The sequence below is a fragment of the Singulisphaera photorubra genome (assembly GCF_045290345.1).
Lineage (GTDB): Bacteria > Planctomycetota > Planctomycetia > Isosphaerales > Isosphaeraceae > Singulisphaera.
Genome location: NZ_CP155447.1, coordinates 4,089,020 through 4,113,474 on the forward strand (window position 1 = coordinate 4,089,020; position 24,455 = coordinate 4,113,474).

19 protein-coding genes and 1 other RNA gene are annotated in these 24,455 nt (G+C 61.1%); 6 read left to right on the plus strand and 14 right to left on the minus strand.

Annotated elements, in window-relative coordinates; genetic code table 11:
- Positions 1-62: 62 nt before the first annotated feature.
- The 11 genes from ssrA to nusA form a co-directional block, all read right to left on the minus strand.
- Positions 63-433: a transfer-messenger RNA gene (gene ssrA / locus V5E97_RS15555) on the minus strand.
- Positions 434-514: 81 nt separating this feature from the next.
- Entirely contained in the window at positions 515-1,024 is a 510-nt protein-coding gene (gene smpB / locus V5E97_RS15560; protein WP_406700221.1) for an SsrA-binding protein SmpB, read from the minus strand.
- 92 nt (positions 1,025-1,116) lie between these two features.
- Complete coding sequence (gene folK / locus V5E97_RS15565) at positions 1,117-1,983, minus strand: 2-amino-4-hydroxy-6-hydroxymethyldihydropteridine diphosphokinase (RefSeq protein WP_406700222.1); 867 nt, start codon at positions 1,981-1,983, stop codon at positions 1,117-1,119.
- Positions 1,984-1,999: 16 nt separating this feature from the next.
- Positions 2,000-3,172, minus strand: coding sequence for an LL-diaminopimelate aminotransferase (locus tag V5E97_RS15570; protein ID WP_406700223.1), 1,173 nt, complete (start codon positions 3,170-3,172; stop codon positions 2,000-2,002).
- A gap of 75 nt (positions 3,173-3,247) precedes the next feature.
- Complete coding sequence (locus tag V5E97_RS15575; protein WP_406700224.1) at positions 3,248-3,985, minus strand: YebC/PmpR family DNA-binding transcriptional regulator; 738 nt, start codon at positions 3,983-3,985, stop codon at positions 3,248-3,250.
- A 164-nt stretch (positions 3,986-4,149) separates the two neighbouring features.
- Positions 4,150-6,519, minus strand: coding sequence for a tetratricopeptide repeat protein (locus tag V5E97_RS15580; RefSeq protein ID WP_406700225.1), 2,370 nt, complete (start codon positions 6,517-6,519; stop codon positions 4,150-4,152).
- Between the two features lie 303 nt (positions 6,520-6,822).
- Positions 6,823-7,680: an endonuclease III domain-containing protein gene (locus V5E97_RS15585; RefSeq protein WP_406700226.1), complete on the minus strand. Its 858-nt coding sequence runs from the start codon at positions 7,678-7,680 to the stop codon at positions 6,823-6,825.
- Positions 7,681-7,773: 93 nt separating this feature from the next.
- Complete coding sequence (rbfA, locus tag V5E97_RS15590; RefSeq protein ID WP_406700227.1) at positions 7,774-8,196, minus strand: 30S ribosome-binding factor RbfA; 423 nt, start codon at positions 8,194-8,196, stop codon at positions 7,774-7,776.
- A 6-nt stretch (positions 8,197-8,202) separates the two neighbouring features.
- On the minus strand, positions 8,203-8,484 hold the full coding sequence (locus V5E97_RS15595; RefSeq protein ID WP_406700228.1) for a DUF503 domain-containing protein: 282 nt from the start codon (positions 8,482-8,484) through the stop codon (positions 8,203-8,205).
- A 99-nt stretch (positions 8,485-8,583) separates the two neighbouring features.
- Positions 8,584-11,784 carry a translation initiation factor IF-2 gene (gene infB, locus V5E97_RS15600; protein ID WP_406700229.1) on the minus strand — a complete coding sequence of 1,067 codons (3,201 nt, stop codon included), beginning with the start codon at positions 11,782-11,784 and terminating at the stop codon, positions 8,584-8,586.
- Positions 11,785-11,942: 158 nt separating this feature from the next.
- Positions 11,943-13,604 (minus strand): transcription termination factor NusA, encoded by a 1,662-nt coding sequence (gene nusA / locus V5E97_RS15605; protein ID WP_406700230.1) that lies wholly within the window; start codon positions 13,602-13,604, stop codon positions 11,943-11,945.
- Positions 13,605-13,899: 295 nt separating this feature from the next.
- Here nusA and V5E97_RS15610 point away from each other — a divergent pair, with 295 nt between their 5' ends.
- The 3 genes from V5E97_RS15610 (at position 13,900) to V5E97_RS15620 (ending at position 15,672) form a co-directional block, all read left to right on the plus strand.
- Entirely contained in the window at positions 13,900-14,382 is a 483-nt protein-coding gene (locus tag V5E97_RS15610; protein WP_406700231.1) for a Fur family transcriptional regulator, read from the plus strand.
- Positions 14,379-15,191, plus strand: a complete 813-nt coding sequence (locus V5E97_RS15615) for a TatD family hydrolase (protein WP_406700232.1) — start codon at positions 14,379-14,381, stop codon at positions 15,189-15,191. The genes V5E97_RS15610 and V5E97_RS15615 overlap by 4 nt, the downstream gene beginning before the upstream one ends.
- 259 nt (positions 15,192-15,450) lie before the next feature.
- Positions 15,451-15,672, plus strand: coding sequence for a hypothetical protein (locus V5E97_RS15620; RefSeq protein ID WP_406700233.1), 222 nt, complete (start codon positions 15,451-15,453; stop codon positions 15,670-15,672).
- A gap of 134 nt (positions 15,673-15,806) precedes the next feature.
- Here the strand turns inward: V5E97_RS15620 and V5E97_RS15625 are convergent, their stop codons facing one another.
- The 3 genes from V5E97_RS15625 to V5E97_RS15635 form a co-directional block, all read right to left on the minus strand.
- The gene (locus V5E97_RS15625) at positions 15,807-16,574 is read right to left on the minus strand and encodes a radical SAM protein (protein ID WP_406700234.1); all 768 of its coding nucleotides are present in this window, start codon (positions 16,572-16,574) and stop codon (positions 15,807-15,809) included.
- A 105-nt stretch (positions 16,575-16,679) separates the two neighbouring features.
- Complete coding sequence (locus V5E97_RS15630) at positions 16,680-18,923, minus strand: redoxin domain-containing protein (RefSeq protein ID WP_406700235.1); 2,244 nt, start codon at positions 18,921-18,923, stop codon at positions 16,680-16,682.
- Between the two features lie 733 nt (positions 18,924-19,656).
- Entirely contained in the window at positions 19,657-20,811 is a 1,155-nt protein-coding gene (locus tag V5E97_RS15635; protein WP_406701165.1) for a sulfotransferase family protein, read from the minus strand.
- 298 nt (positions 20,812-21,109) lie between these two features.
- Between V5E97_RS15635 and purE the strand changes: the two genes are divergently transcribed.
- From purE to V5E97_RS15650, 3 genes are all read left to right on the plus strand, one after another.
- Positions 21,110-21,601, plus strand: a complete 492-nt coding sequence (gene purE / locus V5E97_RS15640; protein ID WP_406700236.1) for a 5-(carboxyamino)imidazole ribonucleotide mutase — start codon at positions 21,110-21,112, stop codon at positions 21,599-21,601.
- Positions 21,598-22,770 carry a 5-(carboxyamino)imidazole ribonucleotide synthase gene (locus tag V5E97_RS15645; RefSeq protein ID WP_406700237.1) on the plus strand — a complete coding sequence of 391 codons (1,173 nt, stop codon included), beginning with the start codon at positions 21,598-21,600 and terminating at the stop codon, positions 22,768-22,770. The genes purE and V5E97_RS15645 overlap by 4 nt, the downstream gene beginning before the upstream one ends.
- Positions 22,771-23,167: 397 nt before the next feature.
- Positions 23,168-24,352 (plus strand): DEAD/DEAH box helicase, encoded by a 1,185-nt coding sequence (locus V5E97_RS15650; protein WP_406700238.1) that lies wholly within the window; start codon positions 23,168-23,170, stop codon positions 24,350-24,352.
- Positions 24,353-24,455: the final 103 nt, after the last annotated feature.

Here is a 24,455-nt window from a genome sequence, read left to right on the forward strand (position 1 = left end):
ATATTTATTGGCCGCAAACTCAATGAAAAAAGGCCACCTGCGAGCAATCGCAAGTGGCCTGAAAGTGGAGGCGGCGGGAATTGCACCCGCGTCCCGAGATCCATCTGTGACGGCCTCTACGTGTGTAGTCGCTCATTTAATTGTCGGCCTAGAAGCCCCGAGCAACAGGGTCCCTTTCGGCTTATCCCATCATGAATTTAACCCAAGCCGCAACAGGCGGTTAAGCTTGGACGAGCCCGCTTTGGCGTCTTCGGACGGAACTCACGGGCAAAAGGCCCGTCGCGAAGCCGTTTCTGCCTTCGTTCAGGCAGCCATACGGAGAGAGGGTGTCCTCTCGGCAACTAAATTTTGGTCTGCTTTTTACGAGGCCCGCTGACCAACCTCGACACGCCACCTGTCACTTCAGCAATCCGGTCGATCCTAGTTCGCCCCCGGCTTGTCAAAGAACACTGGAACTCGTGTCCCAGCTACCTCAATTATCGGGTCTAGAGGCGACAGGTCAAGTCGGTTGTCATTAATCTCGGCCGCGGCCCCGGACGGCGCGGTCGATGTCACGCTTCGCATCCTTGTTTTTAAGGGCTTCGCGCTTGTCGTAGAGCTTGCGCCCGCGGGCGACGCTGATCTCGACCTTCGCCATCCCCTTTTTGAAATAGATCATCAGAGGGACGATGGTGAGCCCTCGTTCAGACGCCTTGGCGAGGAGCTTGTCGATCTCCGTGCGATGCAGGAGGAGCTTCCTCGGACGCTTGGGCTTGTGATTCATCCGGTTGGCCTGGAGGTACTCCGGGATGTCGCACCCATAGAGCCAAACTTCATCGCCGCTGATGCCGGCGTACGACTCTTCCAGGCTGGCTTTGCCGTTGCGGAGGCTCTTGACCTCGGTGCCGGTCAGGACGATCCCCGCCTCGACTTTATCGAGTAACTCGAACTCGAAGCGGGCCCGACGGTTCCGGGCGACGATCTTGATTGCATTTTCGTCGGCGTCACTCTTGGATGCATTCTTGCCGCCGCCGCTCTTGGCCATCGTCGATCGCCTCGGTTCAACCTAAGGAAATGGGGATCAACGGATTATAAGGATCCGTGTTCCATCGGGGCAACGGGAGCCTACCGGCTTCCTCAGGAGCGGGTCGCTGCACAGGCAGCGAGGGCCTCCGCGACGACCTGATCGGGATCGCACGAGTCGATGAGGAGGTGCGGGACGCCCGACTGGTCGGCAAGGGAATCATCGTCCAGACCCTGCTTCAAGATCAACGCAAAGGTCGGCGGATAGCAACGATCCAATGATGCCGAAGGGCACAGCAAATGGGGGGAGAAGTCGGTCACTATCCAGCCGTCTTTCGAGGCACCAGCCATTGCGTTCACGGAAATAAGAGCTTGCTCGACACGGTCGGCGACGGGATCCAGCGGGGCCGGTAAGTCTGCGAATGAACACCGAGCCCCACCAAGCTTGGCAGCGACTTGGTGGAAGACGGCTTCTTTAAGCGGGCTAGCGATGCCATGTAAGGCGAGATAGCTTGGCCTGCGGTCGAGGTTCGCCAGGAGGTGACCAATCGATCGGACGGTCATCGGATCGATCGCGCTGGTGGCGACCTCATTCAGGGGGGCCAGGACGAACCGCCGGAGCGCCATTCTCGGGTGCGGGACCATGAGGCGAGAGGTCTGAATGATCTGGCTGCCGTAGAGGAGAAGGTCGAGGTCGAGTGTCCGCGCCCCCCAACGGACGGCGCGGACTCTCTTGGCTCGGGCCTCGACGGCGTTCAAAAGATCGAGAAGTGGCTCCGCACCCAGTTCAGTCTCGAGGGCGGCGGCCGCGTTGAGGAAGGCGCCTTGTCCTTCAGGGCCGCCGACCGGCTTGGTTTCATGAAACGTGCTGACCGCGTGCACTCCAACGCCGGGTGTCGCGGCCAGCGCATTGATCGCGCTTTCGAGGTTGGATCGGCGGTCGCCGAGGTTACTCCCCAATCCGATCAGCGCCTGAGTCATGAAACTATCGTTCGGTTCAGAGTTTGAGCTTGCCGATCCGTTCCACGGCCTCGATCAGTCGGGGCGTTTCGACGGTGAGCGCCGCGCGGATGTAGCCGTCGGCGGTTCGGCCGAAGCCCAGACCCGGAGTCGTCACGACGTCGGCCTCGTCGAGCAAGCGGGCGCAGAGCTCGGTCGAGGTGTAGCCGGCGGGGCAGGGGATCCAGACGTAGAAGGTGGCCTGGGGGGTCGGCGCGTCCCAACCGATCTTCCTCAAGCTTGAGAGGAAGGCGTCGCGCCGTTCTTTGTAGAGAGCGCGAATCGGGGGGGTGATCGTCTCGTACTCGTCGAGGGCCGTCTTACCCGCGAACTGGATCGCCGTGAAGATGCCCGAGTCACAGTTGGCCTTCACCTGACCCAAGGCCGCGATCTGCGGAGCGCCTCCGATGGCGAAGCCGACGCGCCAACCGGTCATGTTGAAGGTTTTCGAGAGGCTATGGAACTCGACGGCCACGTCCTTCGCCCCGGGGATCTGAAGGATGCTTGGCGCCGGGTGATCGAAGTACATCTCGTTGTAGGCGGCGTCCTGGGCAATGACCAGGTCGTGCGTCTTGGCGAGGTTGACGACCTTCTCGAAGAAGGGGAGATCGGCCGTGCCGCCGGTCGGGTTGTTCGGATAATTAAGGAACATCAAGCGGGCGCGGTTGAAGACGTCGGTCGGAATCGAGTCCAGGTCCGGCCGGAAGCCGTGAGTGGGCTCCAGCGGCATCGTGTAGACGTCGGCGCCCGCGAACATGCTGCTCGATCGATAGACGGGATAGCAAGGGTCGGGCACGAGGCTGATGTCGCCCGGGTTGAGAACGGCCAGGGGGAAGTGGGCGATCCCCTCTTTCGAGCCGATCAGCGGCAGGATCTCACTGTTCGGGTCGAGATCGAGGCCGTAGCGTGCCTTGCAGAATTTGGCGATCGACTGGCGAAGTTCGGGCGCACCCTGGTCGAGAGCATACTGGTGGAAAGCAGGGTTCTCGACGTGATGCTGTAGGCTCTTGATGATCGTGGGGGGAGTGGGCCGGTCCGGGTCGCCCACTCCCAGGTTGATCACATCTCTTCCCGCGGCCAGGGCGGCCTTCTTCTTCTTGTCAATCTCGGCGAACAGGTAGGGGGGGAGCTTCTGGAGCCGCTCGGACTTGACGAAGGGGGTCGTCGGCATCGATCTTCCTATCGAGAAGAGAACAATTGAACTGCGATTCGGGTGGCAAAACGGCGAATCGAGCCCTGATCAAGATCAAGCCATCGCGGCTTCCGGAATGTTATCGTTGGCGTAGATGTTCTGGATGTCATCGCTTTCATCCAGGCTGTCGCGAAGCCTGAGCATCCGCTTCCCATTCTCGACGTCGAGGTCGATCGAGTTGCTGGGGATGTAGCTTGTCTCCGCACTCTCGGTGGCGATCTTATGGTCTTCGAGTGCCTTGCGAACGGTATCGAAGACCTTGGGATCGCAGGTCACCTCGTAGTAGTCTTCGACGCGCTGAAGGTCGTCGGCACCGGCTTCAAGAACGACTTCCATGAGTCGGTCCTCGGCCACCGTCTTGGCCTCGATCAGGAACAGGCCTTTGTACGTGAAGAGGTAGCTGACGCAGCCGGAGGCCCCCAGGTTGCCTCCGCAGACCTCGAAGATCTTCCGGAGTTCACCGGCGGTCCGATTCCGATTGTCGGTCAACGCCTCGCACATGACCGCCACGCCACCGGGACCATACCCTTCGTAGGTGATCTCTTCGTAGCTCTCGGCGTCCAGTTCCCCGATGCCCTTCTTGATCGAACGCTCGATGTTGTCCTTGGGGCAACTGTAGGAGCGTGCTTTGTCGATCGCATAGCGGAGCTTCAGGTTCATGTCCGGATCGCCGCCACCGTTCCGGGCGGCTACGAAAATCGCGCGACAGAGCTTGCTGAAAAGCTTGCCACGTTTTGCGTCAACGGTCCCCTTGCGGTGCGCGATGTTCGCCGAATGGGAATGTCCTGCCATAATCCTTGGAAACTCCCGCGGAAATGGGACCAGTCATGCGACGGAACGGGTGCCTCGCATGCGCCCGAGTTTCAGTTCAAGTGTCGACTGCGATTGCAATTGCGATTCAGCAAGTGACCGCCTCCCCGAACTCAGTCAGGTTAGGGGAGAGCGGGAACGACGTGTTAGGGGCTGTCGTCCGATGCTGGCTTGAGTACCGGTGCGAGCTTCCCAAGCGACTCGAGCTTCTTGCGAATCTCCGGAAGTCGCTTGTCGGTCGGAATTGCCTTGGCCGCCGATTTCTCGGCTTGCTCCCAGGCGGATTTGGCCTTTGCGACCTCATGGAGCCGGAAGTAGACGTCACCCAGGTGTTCGAAGATCGTGGCATCGCCGCCGTTGCTGAGCAACTTGACGGCCTTCTCCAGAGGTTCGAGGGCTTCCTTGGCTTTACCTCGCTTGTAGAGGACCCAACCCAGGCTGTCGAGATAGGCACCTTCATCGGGCTTTTCTTGGAGCGCCTTGCGAATCATCGCCTCAGCCTGCTCGAGCTTCTTTCCCTGGTCGGCGTACAGGTAGCCAAGGTCGTTGTTGACCCCCGGATCATCCGGATTGAGTTGGAAGAGAATTTCGAGCTCCGCCTCACCCTTGGCAAAGTCGCCCAGGTTGACGTACGCGACGGAGAGCCCCGAGTGCGAGATCTCGATGATTTCTTCGTTGTTCGGATAGTGCTCGAGGAGTTCTTTGTAGAGGGCAATCGCCTCGTTGTTCTTGCCGTTTTGGAGCAAGATCGACCCGTAGAGACGGTTGAACGGGCCGTTCGAGGGATCATTTTTGAGCACGCTCTTGAACAGGTCGATGGCCTCGTCGAGCTTGCCGACCATACTGAGCGACCAACCCAGGACGAACTGGGCCTCGGGGTTGACCGGCTCGAGTTTCAAGGCTTCACGCAGGCTCTCGATCGCCCCTGTGAAGTTGTCGGCCCGGCGGCGATATTCCCCGAGCTGGGTGAGGGTCCGCGCATTCCGTTCTTCAGGATATTTCACCATCATTTGTTCGATGGTTTCCCCCGCCTCGCCATACTTGCGAAGGCCTTCGAGGGCGTGCGCGATCTCTCGATATAGTTGAGGACTCGGATCTTGTTTGAGGGTCAGGCGGAGAACCGGGACGAGCTTGTCGAGCAGGTTCGCCTCGCTGGCAATTACGGCGAGGATGTCCAGCGAAGAGCGATCGATGCCGGGAGGCTCGGCGGAGAGCAGAGCCTTGCCCGCGTCGAGGACCTCACCCGCAAAGCCGGGGTCGGCAATCACGGCCTTGAGTTGAGGGGTGACCGCCTCGAATCCCCCCTCTTTCTTGCGAGCCTCGGTAAAGACCTTGAGCAGCTCCGCGGCTTTCTTTCGCTTTAAGAGCGAAGTGGCCAGTGCGCTATAGCCTTGCGGGGTCGGCTGCGCCTCGAGGAGGGACTTGTAGAGGGTTTCCGCTTTTTCGACCTGACCTGACTCACGGTAGCGATCGGCCAGGGCGTACTGGAGCGAGAGATTCTTGGAGTCGAGCTTGGCGGCTTCTTCGAGCTTTGGCGTAATCTCCCCCTCTCGCTTGAGCTGGGTGAGAACCTTGGCGAGAAGTTCGTAGCCGTCGCTTCCTTGGGGTTGGCGTCTCAGGAAGCGTTCGACGAGTTGGAGCGCCTGCTCGCCTTTGTCGGACTTGAGAAGGTCTTGTGCGAGGTTGAGCGGAAGCAGCGGGTGATCGGGGTTATAGACGAGACCGCGTTCGTAGGCCCGAATGGCCAGGTCAAGGCGGTTGGCGTCGTCGAAGACTTTGCCGAACTCGAGATAGGCATCCGCGGGTTCATCGCCGAGAATGAGAAGTTGCTCTCGGAACGAGAGCCGGTTGGCTTCCTTTTCGTCGAGCTCTTCAAGAAGTTTCGCGAAGGCCTCCGCGGCCTGCTTGGTCCGCCCGAGCTTGGTATCAAGCTTGCCAAGCTCATATTCCGCAAGCAAACGCCCCGGGACGTGGGGACCGAGCTTGGGATTGTCCAGCACGCTCTTCAACATCGCCTCAGCGCCCATGAGGTCGTTGTTGCGTGTGTAATGATTGATGAGTCGGCTGATCGTATCGGTGTCGCCCGGGTCTGCGTCGAGCACCCGTCGGCTATAGCCCAGTGCCTGGTCGGTCCGCTTGAACAGGAAACAGAGTCGACTGAGACGACGAAGGACCGGGACCGACTCGGGTTCGAGTTTGAGGGCGGCTTCGAGCAGAGCGATGGCGTCGGACCAGGCCCGCTGATCTTCGAGAGCCCGCGCGGTACTGAAGTCGCGAAGGGCTTCGACCTGCCGCTGATCTTCCACGGTTCGCGGGACGCGCGGGACAAAGGCCTCGGGCGGATCTTCGCCGGGCAATCCGTAAAGCGCTGCCCCCTTGGGTAGATTTACCGCGGCATCGGCGGGTTGTGGCTTCGGATCAAGCGGTGAATCGGCCCAAGCCGCGCACACAACGAAGCCGAGTGCCACGGTAATGCAGGAAAGGCCTGAGCTTCGCGGACGGATTGACCAGACCATGTTGAAGCCTCCTCCGCCTCACATCCGTCACCAGGGAAGCACTTCGCCCCCCTTCGGAGCGGGGTCGAAAAAAGGGGCCGAGACGTCTCAAGGCCAGCCCTCTTTCGCGTTCCCCTACACCCGCTCTATACGGCAGTTATGTTATCACGGTCAGACGATGCCTGCCAAGCCCCCGAACGCTCTCGGGGGCGGGGCGAAACGTCGATCAACGCCCCCAATGAGGCCTGCGCCGGCTTGCGACCGACCCCGGTTCACCGCCTCTTTGTCCACTGGGGTGGGCCTTGCACGGTGAACCGCCCCGATTCACTTCGGGCGCCCCGGCTTTCCCTTGGCCGTCTTAGGCGACGTGGCGTCAGCCTCGGGGGATGGCTCCGACGGAGCGGATTTGGCCGCGGTCGACTTGACGGTTTTCGTCTCGTCCTTGGCGGGCTTGGTGACGAGGGGGGCCGCAGCGGCGGCCGACTTGGAGGGGACGGGTTCCCCCTTGCGGACCAGCGCGGTCGGGCAAGTCTTGCGGAGTTCGCAACGCGGGCAGTCGGGGATTCCCTCGACGCACGTATCGTGGGCGAGTTCTTCGAGGAGGTCGGCGAATTCGACGCCACGGTTCTTGGGAACAGCGCGTTCGAGGAGTGCGCGGGTGGATGCGGCGTCGGTTCCGGGATCCACGACGCCGAGCCGCTCCATGGCGCGACGACTGGACTCGTCGACCGGGATCGCATGTCCCCCGAGCGATATCTGGACGACGGTGGCCATCACGTAGTCCGACGTCAGAACCTCATACTCCTGAAGGACCTTGACCGATTCCTTAAGGGGTTTCTTGGCCAACGCCTCGAGTGTGAAGCCGTAGGTCTTCTCGAAGAGTTGTCGGAGGAACCGCCGAATCCGGTAGGCTCGATCATCCGAGTTCGGGAGGCCGACCAGCGCTCCTTGGATTTCTTCGAGCGAGCTCACACGGACTTCGTTCCAATCGAAGAAGTCGTCCTTGAAGTGTGCGAGGGCCAGGTTGGCCTGCTCTCGAGTCGTATCTTCGTGGCAGATTCCAAACACGACCGCTTCGAGAACCGTGAGCCGAGCCGAAGTCGACTCGGCTTTCGGCTTGTATCGCTTCTTTAGAATCGTGTGGACGTCGGTCAGATATTGCGCTTTGCTTTGTGTAGCCATGGCATACGTTTCGGTGCGCGATTAAGGATGGGAAAAGAGGGTCTTGCGGATCCTGAGGGGCACGAGGGGATCAGGACTCCCCCACGTCTCCGATCAGGGGAGATCGGCTTCCGAATCGCCTTCCGGTTCCGGTTCGTTTTCGGTCTCCGGCTCATCGGACTCGGGTTTGCGGTCCGAGGCGATCGCAGTATCAATCAGGCGCGAGATTTCGATCGACTTCTTCACGCTTTCATCGCGTTTGAAGAAGATGGCCGGCGTGAACCGGGTCTGGAGCCGTGCCGCGACGCGTGCCTGAATGAATCCGGAGGCATGCTTCAGGCCGGCCATGGAGCGATCCTGATCGCTCGGGCTGCCCATGATGGAGACGAGAATCGTGGCGTTGCGGAGATCGCGCGAGAGTTCGACGTTGATCACGGTGACCGAACTGACGCGCGGGTCCGCAACCTCGAAAAGGATTGCCGAAGAAACGACCTCACGGATCGCCTCGGCCATTCGCAGGCTGCGGTGAGATGGCATGGAGTGTCAGACCTCTGTGATGACCTGGCTCAGAAGCTCGGCTCGAGGATAGGCGGCCACGGCATCGGCGACACGGTCGAGTGTCTCGCGTGTGTCGCGCCGGGTCCGACCGACGACGGCGACAATTAATAAGGCGGACGAGGGGTCGTCGATGCGGCCGTCCTCGGTGATCGAGACATTAAAATGCTGGCGCAGCTTGCTCATGATCGCCTGCATTCGTCGTCGCTTCTCCCGAAGAGATTCGCAGTTGGCGACTCGCAGTTCCAGGCGAAGCGTCGCCAGGGTCATGGGCCTGTCTCGGCTTGGCATGACCGATCACGACCCGGTCAGTGCGGAGACCCACCTTTGGAGGGTGGGTCTCCACAAACCCGAGGCGTTATCGCGGGATCAAAGCGTCCGGCGGATCACGTCGATCCGATAGGCTTCGATCACGTCGTCGGTCTTAAGATCGTCGAAATTGGAGATCTTGATTCCGCACTCGAAACCTTCGCGAACTTCTTTGACGTCGTCCTTGAAGCGTTTGAGTGCTTCGAGCGACCCCTTGTAGATCTCGCGACCCTCACGAATGATCCGAGCTTTGGCCGCTCGTTCAATGCTGCCTTGGGTCACGAAGCAACCGGCGACGGTTCCGACCTTCGAGATCTTGAAGGCTTGTCGGACCACGGCACGGCCGAGGTGGACCTCCTTGATTTCGGGGACGAGCAACCCTTCGACGGCTTTCTTGATCTCGTCGGTCACCTGGTAAATGATGTCGTACCGGCGGATGTCGATCTTCTTCTCGTCGGCCAGAGTGACCGCGCGGTCTTCTGGGGCGACGCGGAAGCCGATGACGATCGCCTGTGAGGCATCGGCCAGGAGGATGTCGCTCTCGCTGATCCCGCCGACGCCCTTGAGGAGGACACGGATCGGAACCTCGGGGTTCTCCAGTTTCTCGAGTTCCTTGATGAGGGCCTCGAGCGATCCCTGGACGTCGGTCTTGAGGATCAGGTTGAGGCTCTTGAGCTTCTGCTCGGCCATCTTGCTGTAAAGGTTTTCCAGCGTGACGGCTTGGCGTTCGCCCAGCGCGACTCCTCGAGTGCGGAGGCGGCGAGTCTCGGCAATCTCGCGGGCTCGCGAGACGTCCTCGACCACACCGAACTTCTCACCCGCGGTCGGGACCTCATCCAACCCGGAGACCTCGACCGGCATCGATGGTCCGGCTTCGGCGACCGAATTCCCCTTGTCGTCGAACAAGGCGCGAACGCGGCCGAAGCCGTCGCCGCAAACCATGACGTCGCCAACCTTGAGCGTCCCATCCTGCACCAGGACGGTGGCCACAACGCCTCGCCCCTCGGAGATCGAGGCTTCGAGACAGGTACCCGTGGCCGGTCGCGACGGCGTGGCCAGGATCTGGCAACGCAATTCGGCGACGATTCCGAGCATTTCGAGCAGCTCGGGGATCCCTTGGCCGGTCACGGCCGAGGTCTTCACGACGGGCGTGTCGCCGCCGTACTCTTCGGGCGCCAGGTCCTGTTGCGAAAGTTCGCCGTAAATCTTGTTGAGGTTGACGTTGGGCAGGTCGATCTTGTTCAGGGCGATGACGATCGGCACGTCGGCCGCCTTGGCATGCGCGATCGCTTCCTGGGTCTGGGGCATGACGCCGTCGTCGGCCGCAACGACCAGGACGACGATGTCGGTGACATTCGCCCCGCGAGCACGCATCGCGGTGAACGCTTCGTGGCCCGGGGTGTCGACGAAGGTAAGCATCTTACCTTCGTGTTCGACCTGGTAGGCACCGATGTGTTGCGTGATACCGCCGCTCTCGCCCGACACGACGTTCGACTTGCGGATCCGGTCCAAAAGCGACGTCTTGCCGTGGTCGACGTGTCCGAGGATCGTGATGACCGGAGGACGCGGGACCTGGTTGAGGGTCTCAGCTTCGTCCGGTTCCCATGCCTCGAGCAGGTCGTCTTCGGCCGTCCGCTCGTGAATCACCTCGAGCTCGACGCCGAACTCCATCGCGAGCATGATGGCGGATTCGTCTTCGAGGTTCGCGTTGATGTTGACCTGCAGCCCCATGCTATTCATCATCCGTTTGATGAGATCATTCGCACGGATGCCGATCGCTTCGGAGAGGCTGCGGACGTTAATCGGCGGTTCGATCTGGGCGTGGCTCTTGCGAGCCGGAGCGACAGCGGCGCGGTGGCCACCTCGCGAACCCTTCCGGCCGCCTCGCGAACGACGGCCATCATCATCGGTCTCGTTGAGGAGCGTCGCGGCGGGCATGGGTGAAGTCACCCGCCGTTCGGTGGCTCGCTCATTGCGCTTGGCGCGTCGACCGGCGCGATCGGCGGGGGTTCCCAGCCGAGCGGCCCCGGCTTTCCCCTTACGATCCTCTTCTTCTTCGGCTGTGGGCGCGATCGGCGCGGAACCGGGCGCGGGCGGCGCTCCGGTCGCCGGGCGACGGAGCAGGGGATTGGCTCCAGGGATGCCAGGGCGGGGTGCGCCGGGACCACCCGTCGCTCCCGCGGGCCGTCCGGACAGACCAGGACGAGCGCCGGGCGCTCCGCCAGGACGCGATCCGGGACCGCCAGGCGCCTGAGTGCCGAGTTGCCCCGACCGCATCATCGCCATCAACTCTTCAGGCGTGTACCGCTTCTCGGGGCGTTGAGTTTTGACTTCAGGACCACCGCCGCCGGGGCGGGGAGGTGCGGGACGCCGGGGCGGCGGTTGCGAGGTTTGGGACGCAACCGGCGGCAACGGTCGACGCGGACCCAGGGGCGCATCGCGACGGGGGCCACCACCACCTTGTTGCCCCGAATTATTATCGTCGGAGCGCCGGGGCTGCTGGTGTTGCGGCTGGGAAGCCCCGGGCCGCTGGATCGGTTGTCTCACTCCGGCCGGCGAAACGTAGTCGCCTCGCTTCAACGGAGGAGGGGTGCTGGGATTGGGCCGATAGTCGGGCGGCGGTGAAGGCGGCCCCTGGGGCCGAGGGGCCGCGCCCGTGGGGCTTCCCCGATGCGGTGTGTGACCGGAGAGCGGCCCCGAACCTGACCGGGGTGGCGAGGTCAGCCCGCTCGTACGCGTCGGCGGTGCACTCGGAGCCGGTGCGGGTGCACTCGGGGCCGTTGGTGCATTCGCGGCGGGTGCGGCGGCCCTCGGTGCGGTCGCGGCTGAGACCGTCGCGACCGGCGGTGTCGCAACGGGAGGCGTCGCAACCGGCGCGGGGCGCGGAGCGGCGGAAAGCGGCTGCGAGAGGGCCGGCGAGGCCGGCGGAGCAGGTCGGTCGCTGGGGACCGGCTGGGAAGCGGCCGAAGGACTCGGGGTCGTCCGGGTCGGCGGTGGGGCTGTCGCGCTGATGGCGGGCGTCTCCGAGGTAGTGGGACGAGGCGAAGGCTGGGCGGGAGCTACTTCCGCAACGGGAGCTGACGCCGAGGAAGTTGAGGAGGTCGAGCCGTGCATCAGTTGCCTAATCTGGTCGACCGCCGACGGGTCCAAACTAGCCAGAGCACTGAGCTTGACATCAAGACCCCATCGCTGGATCCGGTCAAGCAACTCCTGACTCTTGAGACCCAATTCCTTCGCCAACTCATGGACACGCGTGGACAACGGCAACTCCTCCTGGGTGGGGCCTCGGCCAACATTGAGCCGGACCAGCCCGATCGTTCAAGGGTGATTCCACGCCTTGCCGACCGCTCCCCAGGCAGAAGCCATTTAGGACGGAGGGTCGACAAGGTCGAAACGCGGTGGCAGGCCCATAGCGGGCCTCATGGTTTGTGCATATCCGACTCGCGTCCCTCGACTTCGTCAGTCGAGATAGGTTCCAGGGGGGGCGTCGGGGGGACATCCCGCTCCGCGCCGGCCTCATCGGCCTCGATCTCTTCGGGCGATACGCCCTCTTCTACCGCCTCGGTAACAATCCGAGCGGTCTCATTTTGATCGGCATCACTCGGTGGAGCAGTAATCTCTCGACCATCTTGGTCCGTCGTGCCTTCCGACGCCAGGGCCAGGTCGCGGATCTCATCCGACTCAGACGATACTGTCAAGTCCGACTCGTCATCGCTGTCTGTCTCTTCCTCGGTCAGCGAAAGCGATGCTTCCTCATCCACCGCCTCGATTTCGTTGGCGGATGCGGACTCGCCGAACAGGTCGTCAAGGGTCGGACGGACCGTTCGCCCCGCTCCACCATCGTTGGCTGCGGACTCTGCGTTGCTGGTTTCGACGGGGGCGGGTGCCGAGGCGGCTGCCGGGGTCCGCGCTCCCTTACGTCGGGGCATCTCGTCGGCCTGCGCCTCGGCCAAAGTCTCGGCCTGGGCCACGATCTCCCGAGTCTGTTCTTCGGTGAGACCTTCAATTGTGTTCACTAGGTCGTCGATTTCCATGACCGAGAGGTCGTCGTAGCTGAGGATTCCTTGCTCCACCAGCTTCTCGGCCAGGTCGGTGTCGACTCCATCAATCTTGGTGAACGCGCCCACCGCTTTCTCGATCAGCTCATCGAGTTCCTCGGAGGTCATGATCTCGATGTCCCAGCCCACCAGCTTCGAGGCCAGCCGGACATTCTGGCCACGTCGACCGATGGCGAGCGAGAGCTGGTCTTCACGGACCAAGACGATCGCCCGTCCCAGGAGTTGGCAGAGCATGACCTCGTCGATTTCCGCGGGCTGAAGCGCGTTCGGGATCAGCACCTGGAGCGACTCGTTCCAACGCACGATGTCGATCCGCTCGCCACCGAGCTCGTCGACGATGTTCTTGATTCGAGTTCCCCGGACGCCGACGCACGCACCCACCGCGTCGACCTTGGAATCGATCGACGTGACCGCGACCTTTGAGCGATATCCGGCCTCTCGCGCCAGGGCGCGGATGCTGATGATCTGATCGGCGATTTCGGGAATTTCCAGCTCGAAGAGGCGGCGAACGAAGTCGGGATGGGTCCGGCTGAGGATGATCTTGACCCGCTGACCGACTTTCCGCACGTCGAGGATGACGCCGCGGATTCGTTCGTTGGGGTGGTGGCTTTCCCCCGGGATTTGTTCGCTGCGCGGGAGCAACGCGTCGGTCTTGCCCAGATTAACCGTGACGGCCCCACCCTCGAACCGTTGCACGGTTCCGGTGATCAGGTCGCCTCGCTGATCCTCGAATTCCTCGAACAGGCTATCCCGCTCGGCCTCGCGGATCTTCTGGATGATGACCTGTTTTGCCGTCTGGGCCGCGATCCGCCCCAGTTCGGCCGGATCCATCCGAGCGCCGTCTTTGGTGGCCTCGATCTGGCCGGAGTCAGGATTGATATTGACGACGATTTCGGCCGCTTCGGGATAATGCTTCTTCGCCGCGGTGGCGAGCGCTGATTGGATCCCTTCGAAAAGAATATCCTTGGAGATATTTTTTTCTCGGTGGATGCTATCCACGATGCGAACCAGGTCGACGCTCATTCGATGACTCCGAGGCGTGCCGGGACTAGGGGAAGCAGAGCAATACCAAACCTCGCCCCCAAGGAGGCGTGGTTCGGATTCATGCCACAGCGTGCCGACCCTTGGGCAACGCCTCCTTGGATGACTCCGTATCCATCACCATTCAGGAGAGCCTGAGGCGAAAGTGATACGGCGTACCACCGTCAGCGGATCCTTATCCGCCTACGGCTCCAAGAGTTTAATCTAACAGGCGGTTGACAGCACTGTCAAGCGGCCGAACAATTGATCCGAATCACCTGGAGACGAGGGTTTGTTGATGACATCCGCGCTCGATCATGACGATCTCCGTTCGGCCCTGGAGGCTGCCGGCTGGCGTTGCACTGCGCAACGGCTGGCCGTCTACGACCAGCTCAGTGCCGCTGAGCACCATCCGACAGCGGAGGAGGTTTACCAGGGCGTACGGCCACACATCCCCAAGATCAGCCTGGCGACCGTCTACAAGGCCCTGGAAGCGCTCGTCGCCAGCGGGGTCGCGGCGAAACTGACCGCCGGCGACGGTTCGGCCCGTTACGATGCTCGGAGCGACCATCACTATCATCTCCGTTGTCTCCGCTCAGGTTCCGTCCACGACCTTCCGACTCCCTTCGACCCCGATTTGATCGCGAAGCTTGACCCCGCTCTCCTGCAAACGCTACGGCAGCAAGGATTTCAGGTGACGGGTTATCGGCTTGAACTGGTGGGTTTCTATGAGCCGGAATCGGCGATCGCAGCGCATCATGAAGGGCCGTCCGACCAATGAGTCTGGAGAACATCGAACGGCCTGCGTTGATCGATACCCACGCCCATCTTGAGGATCCACGACTTCGAGGCGACTTGCCAGCAGTCTTGGAGCGTGCTCGAAACGCGGGGGTCTGCCAGATTGTGGCGATCGGGACCACGGCAAACGATAGCGAATCGGTCGCCGCGATCGCCCGCGAACATGAAGGGGTGTTCGCCGCGGTCGGGATTCACCCGAACGACGCGTTCGAAGCAACTCCTGAGGATTGGCAACGGGTGTTGGCGTTGCTCGAATCCCCCAACGTCGTGGCGCTCGGGGAGACCGGACTCGACCGACATTGGGATCGTACGCCGTTTGCACAACAACAAGAATGGTTCGATCGCCACCTCAAACTGGGGCTTGAATCCGGCCTCCCCCTCGTGATCCATTGCCGGGAAAGCCAGCAGGATCTGATCGCCCAACTGAACCGGTTCAAGGCTCCTGTGAATGGGGTCTTGCATTCGTTCACCGGGTCATGGGAGGACGCCCAGGCGTTTCTCGACTTGGGACTTCACATTTCGTTCGCGGGGATGGTGACGTTTACCAATCGAACTCTGGATTCGCTACGCGAGGTGGCCGCCCGAGTTCCTCTCGATCGTTTGCTGGTGGAGACGGACAGTCCCTATTTGACTCCTCACCCGCATCGCGGCTCCACCAACGAGCCGGCACGCGTCACGTTCACCGCCGAACGATTGGCCCAGGTACACGGCCTCTCCCTTCTCGAGCTTGCCCAAATTACGACATTCAATGCGCGTCGGCTCTTCAAATTTCCGGCCGACCAAACGCTTTGACCGAACCTCTGCCTATTTCTCGACTCTCCTTCTGGTGTGGTTCGTCGTCACAAACCGCGTTGGACGGCGAATACACTCTCGAGGTCCCTGCCCGACACATGGCGGGGGGACCGAATTCTGGGAGGGCGGCACTACGCTTGAGAACCTTCTCCCAGGAACAAGCGTATGAACTCTCAGTTGGCCCGAAGTTTGCTTGACAACTAAGTCGACCACCGTGATTCACTCGGGTTGTTGAACAGTCTCTCAGAGGTTGATAATCATGGACTCGACATTGGACTTGAAGGCGATCTTCGTTTTGGTGCCGATCTTCGGTCTCTTGCTGGTCGGTCTCGTCATTGCTTTGCGGAGTGGAGTGGCGAGCCTATCGACTCATCAGGGCGTGGAGCGATTTGTGGGCAACCTCTCCCAATTGTTGCTCCGCATGGCGGGATATGCCATTGGATTACATATGCTTCAGCGCTTTATCGGTGCGCCGTTTTGAAGTTTTGGCGAACTGCGGAGTATCGACCTTGATTTGAAGTTGAACGAACCGGCCCGCACGATCGATCCACGATCGTGCGGGCCGGTTCATTTGATGCGAACGCATCACTCTGTTCACAATACCGTGCGTTTCGATCAAACGCCTCGGGCCGCGGGATGCCAGAGAATCTTGTGCTGCTGAAGCTGCAACCGGATAGGGAGCCGGGTCTCGAGAATCCAAGCGGCCAACTCGGTCGGATCAACTTTTCCAAAGCAACCACTGAAAAGTACGGGGCATCGCTCGGTCAGGCGATGAGCCCGGGTCTGGGCAACAGCCCACTCAAAATCCGCGCGATCGCAGAGCACGAACTTGATCTCGTCCGTGGGCTTGATCAGCGGAATGTTGCTCCAGAGATTGGCGTCTTCCTCACCCGACCCGGGGGTCTTCAGGTCGAGGATCACATGAACTCGGCGATCGACCGGTCCAATATCGAGGGAACCACTCGTTTCGAGAAGCACCGTCCGGCCAGCGTCAGCCAGCCGGACCATCAACGGGATGACCTCTGGTTGGAGAAGCGGTTCCCCTCCGGTGAGCTCGACGAGTGGGTCGCCGAGGGCCAAGGTTCGTTCCACAACCTCGTCGAGGGAAAGCACATTCCCTTCCGTAAACGCGTGAGGGGTGTCGCAATAGACGCAGCGCAGGTTGCACGCGGTCAATCGGATGAATACACAAGGCAGGCCAGTGAAGGTGCTTTCGCCTTGGAGACTTCGATAGATCTCATGAATCACAAGCGATCCCGCCGGCTTCCCTTGCAACGGACGGAGCCGCTGGGGGTGGAGGGCAATCGACGGGGCAGCCGTCACGGGGCCCAGCGGTGCGATGGGGAACGAGGTGTCATTGATGGTGACGAGAGTGCGCGACATTTTCCCTCTTCGGTGCGGTAATCTTCGGAAAAAAAGGGAACCCGGCGCTCGGTTCCCTGCAATGTTCTTTAATTCTAGGGTGGAGCGATCGTCCGGGGTGATCGCTCAAGGATTTTTGAGGAGTCGGTTGACCCGCGCCGTCTCGGTTTTGATGAATTCGGTATCCAGGAATGGATCGGCCGAGATTCTCTGGAATCGAACCATTCCTTTGGCGTCGATCAGGAACGTGCCGTGAAGCGGCTGCTGCTCGAAGTCGTCGAACGCGCGGTAGGCCTTGAAGACCTCGAGCTTGGCGTCGGACAGCATCGGCATGGAAAACTTGATCTTGTCGGGATTGTTCTTGAGCTCGCGCGTGGCTTCGAAGTCATCGGTACTTATGGCGACCACCTCGGTATTCAACGCCTTGAGGGCGTTGATCTCCTTGCCGAAGGTCTCGAGCTGCTGCATGCAGTGGGCGCACTTGCCACCGAGATAGAGCAGGAGAACTACGTTCTTGCCTTTCTGTTCGGCGAGGTTCCAGTCAACTTTCTCGGTATCGGGTCGGGAAAAAGGGTCGGCAGGGTAGGGGGCCCAGGTCAAGGGACCGAGCGTTGAGAGATCGATCCGATTGGCTGTCGCGTCGTCGGTCGCTGCTTCCGGTGGAGACGCCGGGGACCAGTCCTTATCAGCCTTCCAACCCTCCACGATCCGCTCGAGTCGTTGGAAGACAGGGAGGTCTCGGTCGGCGTTTTTGGCGAGCGTCTCGAGCTTGCGATAGGCCTCTTTCGCCTCCTTGTCCTTCCCCACGGCGTGAAGGATGACCACCTGCGTGGCCAAGGGAGGGACCTGGTTCGGTTGTTTCTCGACGGCGGACTTTGCGACACTCTCGGCGAATCCGAAATTTCGAGCGGTGAGATGAGCGCGAGCCAGTGCCTCGGTTCGCATCGAGGTCGCCTTGGCAAATTGATCGAAGGCCGCGCCGACATCCTGTTTGGCGAGGAGCTGGTAGCCTTCTAATTCCGCCAGGGCTAACTGAGTGGGAGAAAGCGCGGGGGTGGCATTGCCGGTCGGCCGCGTGGTTGACTTCGATTCTCCAGCAATCAAAGCCTTCAAGGCGTCGATCTGCTCGGCGAGCTTCGTCGCGTTTCCGGTGGCGGCGTAGGCGAGGCCCAACGTATACGCCTTCTCTTTGCGTTCGACGTTCACGTCCGACCAGTCAAGTGCACCCGAATTGGTCGCCGCGATGAGGTCATCCCAGAGTTCGTAGCGGCAAAGCAACTCTGCCCAGCGTGCGCGTCCGCTCCGTTGCGGCGAACCGCCATCGTTCTTGCCGTTCTTGGCCGGATCTCGAGGCTGTTCCACCAGGTTGCGAGCGACCGCAATGGCATCGCGGACGCGGCCGATATGGCTCAGGCTGGTTGCCAGCCACTGGTTGTTATGAGCGTAGTTGTGGATCTCGAACGGCATGGTCCGCTCGCGGAACATCGACGCGTGATCGACGCGTGCCGAGCCTTCCTGTTGATAGGCGGCATCAGCGTAGCGCTTCAGTCCGGTGTAGGTGTGACCGGGCATGTGCCAAGCATGGGCGATACCGGGAGCGGTTCGTGCGAAGAGACCGGCCGATTTCTCGGCTCGGGCGGGCTTCACGCCATCCCAGAGATGGATCCGATAGTGATGCACGCCCGGATGCATCGGCTCGACCTGGAGCACGGAATCGAGCAGAGTGTCCACGGCCTGGCGGCTTCCGATGCCGTCATTCGACGCGTTCTGCCAGGTCACCATGGCCAGCCAGGCGCGTGCGTCGATATCATCGGGAAACTCCTGGACGATCGTTTCCAGACCGAGTAGATGATTCTTTTTTTGGGCCTTGGAGTCGTCGCCGACTTTATAGAGGCTCTCCAACGCGTCGAGGTAAAGTGTTTCGCGCCTGGAAATTTTGGCGGCGCGTTTTCGCGCTTCTTTGACGAAGCCTTTGGCGCGACGGGCATTATTGACGTTCGACATGGCCATGCCCCAGTAGGCCATGGCGCAGTCGGGGTCGATGAAGGCGGCCTGGCGGAATGATCGCTCGGACTCGTAGTAGTAAAACGAATGGAGCTGGGCGACCCCTTGGTCAATAAATGCTTGAGCCTCGGGCTTGGCGGTCGTGACGGGGAAGTGGATTTTGCCCATCCCCTCCATGACGTGGGCCTGGTGTCTCGGCCCATCGTTGAATGCTTCGCCGTGAAGCGAATGGCCGGCGGCTGGCACCGCGGGGTTCTTCTCGCTGGCCGACGCGGTTGGCTTAGTCGGTTCCTGAGCAACGACTTGGGTCGCTAATACGAGGGCCAGGGCGGCAGGAATTGCCCGAACCTGGAGCAGAAGTCGCATCGGCTGTTCTCCGGCCTATAGGGAGTATTGTCGAGGTCTTCAGTGCGACCGACGCGGCTCTCGACCGCCTTTCCCATCATCCCCGATCCATCCTGGAATTGCGAGTCGTCACACTTTCGAGTCGGCCCCCTGCAACGCACGAAATGTCTTCGACCTCATTGACACCGTCTGAAAGAATGCTCAGCCTTGTGGGACGCACCTCCGTCGATTCCGGCAAAGGGATGAGCCAATGACTTGCATCTCTCCGATCTGGCCTCTCACGGCGGTGGCGATCCTGGGGCTCCTGACCGTGCCCAGTGTCGCCCAGCAACCCTACTGGCAACGCGATGCCAGGGCCTCGAACTCCCCACGATCCTCGTCATCGCCCACGGATAGTCTCGATCGGTTCCGGCCCTATACGTCCTCAGACCGGCGTGTGAGGACGGGGACGAGCTCTCGGAGCGAGCCCAAACCGATCCGACCGGAGGTGACTCGCACCAATTTTTACTCCCAGCGCAGGGAGTATTTTCCAGGGCTCCGGACGGGCCAAGGGCCGAACCGAAATTCTGCGCATTGTGTTCCCAGCCGCAACGCTATGCTTTCACGGTAGCGGCAAGCGATCCGCAATCCGTTCCGACTTGAAACTTGTGTCGGGTCGAGATGGTGCAACGGACCAACGGCGGAGCGGGTCGGCGAGGCTCGCCGACCCGCTCCGCCGCTGTTGATGTTGCGTCCTAACCAGGGGCTTTTTCCGTCAATCCACGGGATAACCCCACTCTTCAAAACTCTTCGCCCAGGATGTCTGGATCCGCCGCCGCAGTGCGAGGGGGAGGTTGGGGTATTCGTTTTTGCGGTAGTTCGCCAGCGAGCCGACGTATTCTTCCAGGCGGGGGAGCACGGCGTCGAAATTCGCGAGTCCAAGGTGTTCGTAGGCGCCGCGAATCTGTCCCACCGGATCGTTCTCAAGGTCCTCAAAGGCCAATTCATGAAGGCGATCCGAGGGGATCAGGTCTCGCTCCTCAAAATAGGCGTCGTACATGACCTGGTAGCGCCGCAAGACCGTCTCGTCCGGATCGTCGGTTCCCGGCCGCTGGAATCGCAGTGATTGGGTCAAGACCCGGTTCAGATGCTTTGTCGACTGGAACACTGTGTAGGGGTTGCGGCTGATGTGCAAGAAGCGCGCATCAGGGAACAATTCCAGGAGCAGTTTGATCCGGCAGGTATGAGGAGGAGACTTGAGCAGCATCGGGCGGTCGTGCCTCAAGGTCAGCTTCTTGAGGAACATGAGCAGTTCGTTCTTCCACCGGGTCACATCGGCTTCCGAGGCGTCACGAAACGTGAGAAAGCGCTCGTAGTGCTCGAGGTTCCGCGGGAAGGCCCAGGCCATATAGGGGGAGCGGAGTGAGGCCGCGCAGGTTGCGAACTCATCCTCATTGGGCATCTGAAGCCCCTGCGCGACGTTGTCGAAGCTGCGGGTCTGGGGGACCAGCGGGCGGACAAGATTCGTTCGCGCATCCTCCGTACAGAGGAACGTATGGGGGAAGAAGGCCTGGTAAAGATTCGGATAGGCAAAACGAGCATCGAGCGCGAGCAAGTTGTGAAGCAGGGTCGTTCCACTTCGCCAGTGCCCGAGAATGAAAAGGGGGGGCCTGACTTGGACCTGCCTGAGCGCCTCGCCGAATTCTCGCTCTTCACGTTGTTTATAATACGAATTCAACACGCTGCCGACGGTCAAGATCGCTGCGCGAGGACAGCGAGCAAGGTCGATGGCGAAGCGGTTCTCCCGCAAGGTCTGCCACCAGTCACCGAACGTCACGCCACAGAGATTCGTGAAAAGCGTCTTGTACAGCCAGATGCGAACCGTTTCCGACGTCTGCGAGACCACCTTGGGCGTCTCGTTTGCGACCATTGTTGCCACGTGCATCCCCCGGACGGACTGGCTCGAACGTGTACTTCTGTCCCGTGCCCCCGTCATCCATCGACGCGGCTTCCTTCTCTCTATTGTGCATGACTGGCGCCAAACGTCAAAGTCGAGTTAAACCTCCCGCTCTCCTGTTGATCTGTTACGGCTTCGATGTCGACTAGAGAAAAAGGGGATGACGGGAGACGGGTCGCTCGTTCCTACTGGCCTGGGTTCGTAACCAGCGGCTATGATGACTTAGCCGCTGTGAATCTGAAGAGATGTCATTTGTCGGGGTGGGTGCGCGATGCTCGATTCGGAACGCCCCCTGGTCGGGGTAGTGATGGGGAGTCGGTCGGATTGGGAGACCATGAGGCAGGCGGGGGACGTGCTCACCGAACTGGGTATTCCCTATGAAGCCAAGGTCGTTTCGGCGCATCGAACTCCGGAACGGCTCTTTCAGTACGGCCGAGAGGCCGAAGGGCGGGGCCTGGAATTGATCATCGCAGGCGCGGGGGGGGCCGCTCACCTTCCGGGCATGTTGGCGGCCGTCTCGGTCTTGCCCATTCTCGGTGTGCCCGTCGAGAGCAAGATTCTGCGCGGGGTGGATTCGCTCCTCTCGATCGTTCAGATGCCGCGCGGGATCCCGGTGGGGACGCTCGCGATCGGCGCGGCCGGGGCCGCCAACGCCGCGCTCCTGGCGGCGGCAATCCTCGGCCGAAAGTATCCTGAGATCCGCCAATCGCTGGTTCAGTTCCGCGAGTCGCAGACCGAGGCTGTCGGAGAGTCTCCGCTATGAGCTCCGGCCTGCCCGTTTCCCTGGATCCACCCGCCTCGCTCGGCGTGATTGGTGGTGGCCAACTCGGCCGGATGTTCATCCAGGCCGCCCAGCGCATGGGGTATCGCGCGGGGGTTTTGGCGGCGAGCGAAGACGAGCCCGCCGTGCAGGTGGCGGACTGGGCGGTGATCGCCCCCTCCGATCGACTCTCCGCACTCCACTCATTTGCGGACCAGGCCGAGGCGATCACCGTAGAATTTGAGAATGTTTCGGCTCCCGCACTTCGCTGGCTCTCCGGCAAGCGGCCCGTCCGCCCCGGGTGGAAGACCGTCTGGGTCAGCCAGAATCGGCTCCGCGAGAAGTCGTTTCTGACGCGTCATAAGATCCCGCATGCTCCTTGGCGACCGGTCCGTAGCGAGCCCGAACTCGCGTTGGCGATCCGGGCGGTCGGTCTTCCTTTGGTCCTGAAGACGGCCTCGTCCGGCTACGACGGCAAAGGGCAAGTGCGGGTCGAACGTGCCGAGGATGCCCACTCCGCCTGGTTGAGCCTGGGGCAGGTCGCCTGCGTTGCCGAGGCTTGGGTCGACTTTGAGTCGGAGATCTCGGTCGTGGTGGCCCGAGGCGCCGATGGGGCGGCCCAGGCGTTCCCGGTGGGACTCAACCGCCATCGAAGCCACATCCTTGACTCGACCGTGATGCCCGCGCCCGTCGGCCCGATCGTCACGCTTGAGGCACAGACTCTGGCCCTCTCGGTCGCGCAGGCCCTGGAGTTGGTTGGCGTCTTGACGGTCGAGTACTTTGTCACGGCGACGGGAGACCTGCTCGTGAATGAGCTGGCGCCCCGACCGCATAATTCGGGTCACCTGACGATCGAAGCCGCGACCACCAGCCAATTCGAACAGCAGGTCCGAACCCTCTCTGGTCTACCCTTGGGGACTTCCGATCTCATCAGGCCGGCGGCGATGGTCAATCTGCTCGGCGATCTCTGGGCGGATGGCGAGCCCGATTGGTCATCGGCACTCCGGTCCGATGGAGGGATAAAGCTCCATCTCTATGGGAAGAAAGGGGCTTCGCCGGGGCGCAAGATGGGGCACCTGACCGTGCTCGATCCCGATCCCGAGATGGCCTTGGATCGAGTTCAGGCGGCTCGCCGGGCTCTGACCGCGCGTCGCGGAAACGGAAGCCCTTGAAGTCTGCGTTCGCGGGTCGAACCGTTGGAACAGGCGAGCTCGCCCGATACGGACACGGCGAGCCTCCCTGATTTGGCGAGATCGCGTCCTTCGATTTCTGGATTTCGGCGTGGCTTCGTCACCGGATCGCTCGAGGGAGGACCACGACGAACGTCCCGATTCTCGTCCTTTTTTTGTGAACCGCGAAAATTGTCTAAAGTTTTTCAAACAGCTGATCGCATTGCCTTTGACGACGGGGTGTTAAGCTGTTAGGTTAGTTGATGTCTAATGGAGTAGACCGTCACGAACTTCGTGATGACGTACGGAGGTTCCATATGGTTTTTGGGAGGTTTGTTTGATTCAACGTGCAGTTGAGGAGTCCCTTCCCGGGTTTCAATCAATGGGGCTCAGTGCCCCGATGTTGCGGGCCTTAAAGCGGGTCCGTTATGAGACACCTTCGCCGATTCAGGCGGAGTTGATTCCTGAAGCCCTCGAAGGTCGCGACGTAATCGGCCAGGCCAAAACAGGCACTGGTAAAACGGCGGCTTTTGGCATCCCACTGATCGAGATGCTCGAGGCTCGCGGCAAGGGTCCCCAGGGAATAATCCTGGCGCCGACTCGCGAACTCGTCCAGCAGATCGTCGTCGAGTTACAAAGTCTCGCCGCCGGTCAAGATGTCGTTATTTGTGGAATCTATGGCGGCGAGCCGATCGAGAAGCAGCTTCGCGCCTTGCAGCGTGGTGTTGATTTGATCGTCGGAACTCCCGGCCGCGTACTCGATCATATCGAGCGACGTACGCTCTACTTGGGCGAGATTTATCACGTCGTTCTCGACGAAGCCGACCGGATGCTGGACATCGGCTTTCGCCCCGACATCGAGCGAATCCTTCGCAAGGTCCCGAATCCGCATCAAACGCTGCTCCTCTCGGCGACCATCAGCCCTGATATTCGCAAGCTTGCCCAGCGGTACATGTTCGAACCGGTCGAGCTCAACCTGTCACGGGATGAACCCTCGGTCGAGTCGATCAAGCAATATTATGTCACTGTCGAGCATGAACGAAAGTTCGACCTGCTCGTCCATCTCCTTCAACGCGACCGGCCGCGTCAGTGCATCGTCTTTACCAGGACGAAGCGCGGGGCGGAACGACTCGCCGACCGTCTCCGTGGCCGGATCCCCGGGGTGGCGACCATTCATGGCGACCTCGCGCAGACCGTCCGTAATCGAGTCATGCTAGGTTTTCGCAACGGGACGATTCCTGTCCTCGTGGCGACCGACGTTGTCGGACGCGGCATCGATGTCAATGACATCAGCCACGTCATTAATTTCGATGTTCCTGACGATGCGGAAAACTATGTCCATCGGATCGGTCGAACGGGCCGGATGGGCAAAGACGGTCTTGCTTACATGTTCGTTTGCCCTGATCAGGGCGAACCCCTGACCGCGATCGAGAATCTGATCAACAAGACGATCCCGACACTCCCGCTCGACGGGTTCGAGGCTTATCGGCGGCAGCCCAAGAGGGAAACCGCTTTCAAAGAGATTTACAGCACTGCGGCGACCCGCTCTCCGTACGGTGCCGTGAGCTCTCGCGAGCACGTCTGAGTTAGGATGAATGGATGGCCGGACTCGACGATATGTCCGGAACAATGCTTCTGATTGCGTCTGCGTAAGCTGCTTTTGTCGGGATCTTGGAGAGGCAGTCTTT

What these genes read in the sequence shown, in the direction of transcription:
- smpB (WP_406700221.1), bottom strand. Translation starts at nt 1,024, where the DNA reads ATGGCCAAGAGCGGCGGCGGCAAGAATGCATCCAAGAGTGACGCCGAC.
- folK (WP_406700222.1), bottom strand. Translation starts at nt 1,983, where the DNA reads ATGACTCAGGCGCTGATCGGATTGGGGAGTAACCTCGGCGACCGCCGA.
- V5E97_RS15570 (WP_406700223.1), bottom strand. Translation starts at nt 3,172, where the DNA reads ATGCCGACGACCCCCTTCGTCAAGTCCGAGCGGCTCCAGAAGCTCCCC.
- V5E97_RS15575 (WP_406700224.1), bottom strand. Translation starts at nt 3,985, where the DNA reads ATGGCAGGACATTCCCATTCGGCGAACATCGCGCACCGCAAGGGGACC.
- V5E97_RS15580 (WP_406700225.1), bottom strand. Translation starts at nt 6,519, where the DNA reads ATGGTCTGGTCAATCCGTCCGCGAAGCTCAGGCCTTTCCTGCATTACC.
- V5E97_RS15585 (WP_406700226.1), bottom strand. Translation starts at nt 7,680, where the DNA reads ATGGCTACACAAAGCAAAGCGCAATATCTGACCGACGTCCACACGATT.
- rbfA (WP_406700227.1), bottom strand. Translation starts at nt 8,196, where the DNA reads ATGCCATCTCACCGCAGCCTGCGAATGGCCGAGGCGATCCGTGAGGTC.
- V5E97_RS15595 (WP_406700228.1), bottom strand. Translation starts at nt 8,484, where the DNA reads ATGACCCTGGCGACGCTTCGCCTGGAACTGCGAGTCGCCAACTGCGAA.
- nusA (WP_406700230.1), bottom strand. Translation starts at nt 13,604, where the DNA reads ATGAGCGTCGACCTGGTTCGCATCGTGGATAGCATCCACCGAGAAAAA.
- V5E97_RS15610 (WP_406700231.1), top strand. Translation starts at nt 13,900, where the DNA reads ATGACATCCGCGCTCGATCATGACGATCTCCGTTCGGCCCTGGAGGCT.
- V5E97_RS15615 (WP_406700232.1), top strand. Translation starts at nt 14,379, where the DNA reads ATGAGTCTGGAGAACATCGAACGGCCTGCGTTGATCGATACCCACGCC.
- V5E97_RS15620 (WP_406700233.1), top strand. Translation starts at nt 15,451, where the DNA reads ATGGACTCGACATTGGACTTGAAGGCGATCTTCGTTTTGGTGCCGATC.
- V5E97_RS15625 (WP_406700234.1), bottom strand. Translation starts at nt 16,574, where the DNA reads ATGTCGCGCACTCTCGTCACCATCAATGACACCTCGTTCCCCATCGCA.
- V5E97_RS15630 (WP_406700235.1), bottom strand. Translation starts at nt 18,923, where the DNA reads ATGCGACTTCTGCTCCAGGTTCGGGCAATTCCTGCCGCCCTGGCCCTC.
- V5E97_RS15635 (WP_406701165.1), bottom strand. Translation starts at nt 20,811, where the DNA reads ATGGTCGCAAACGAGACGCCCAAGGTGGTCTCGCAGACGTCGGAAACG.
- purE (WP_406700236.1), top strand. Translation starts at nt 21,110, where the DNA reads ATGCTCGATTCGGAACGCCCCCTGGTCGGGGTAGTGATGGGGAGTCGG.
- V5E97_RS15645 (WP_406700237.1), top strand. Translation starts at nt 21,598, where the DNA reads ATGAGCTCCGGCCTGCCCGTTTCCCTGGATCCACCCGCCTCGCTCGGC.
- V5E97_RS15650 (WP_406700238.1), top strand. Translation starts at nt 23,168, where the DNA reads ATGTTGCGGGCCTTAAAGCGGGTCCGTTATGAGACACCTTCGCCGATT.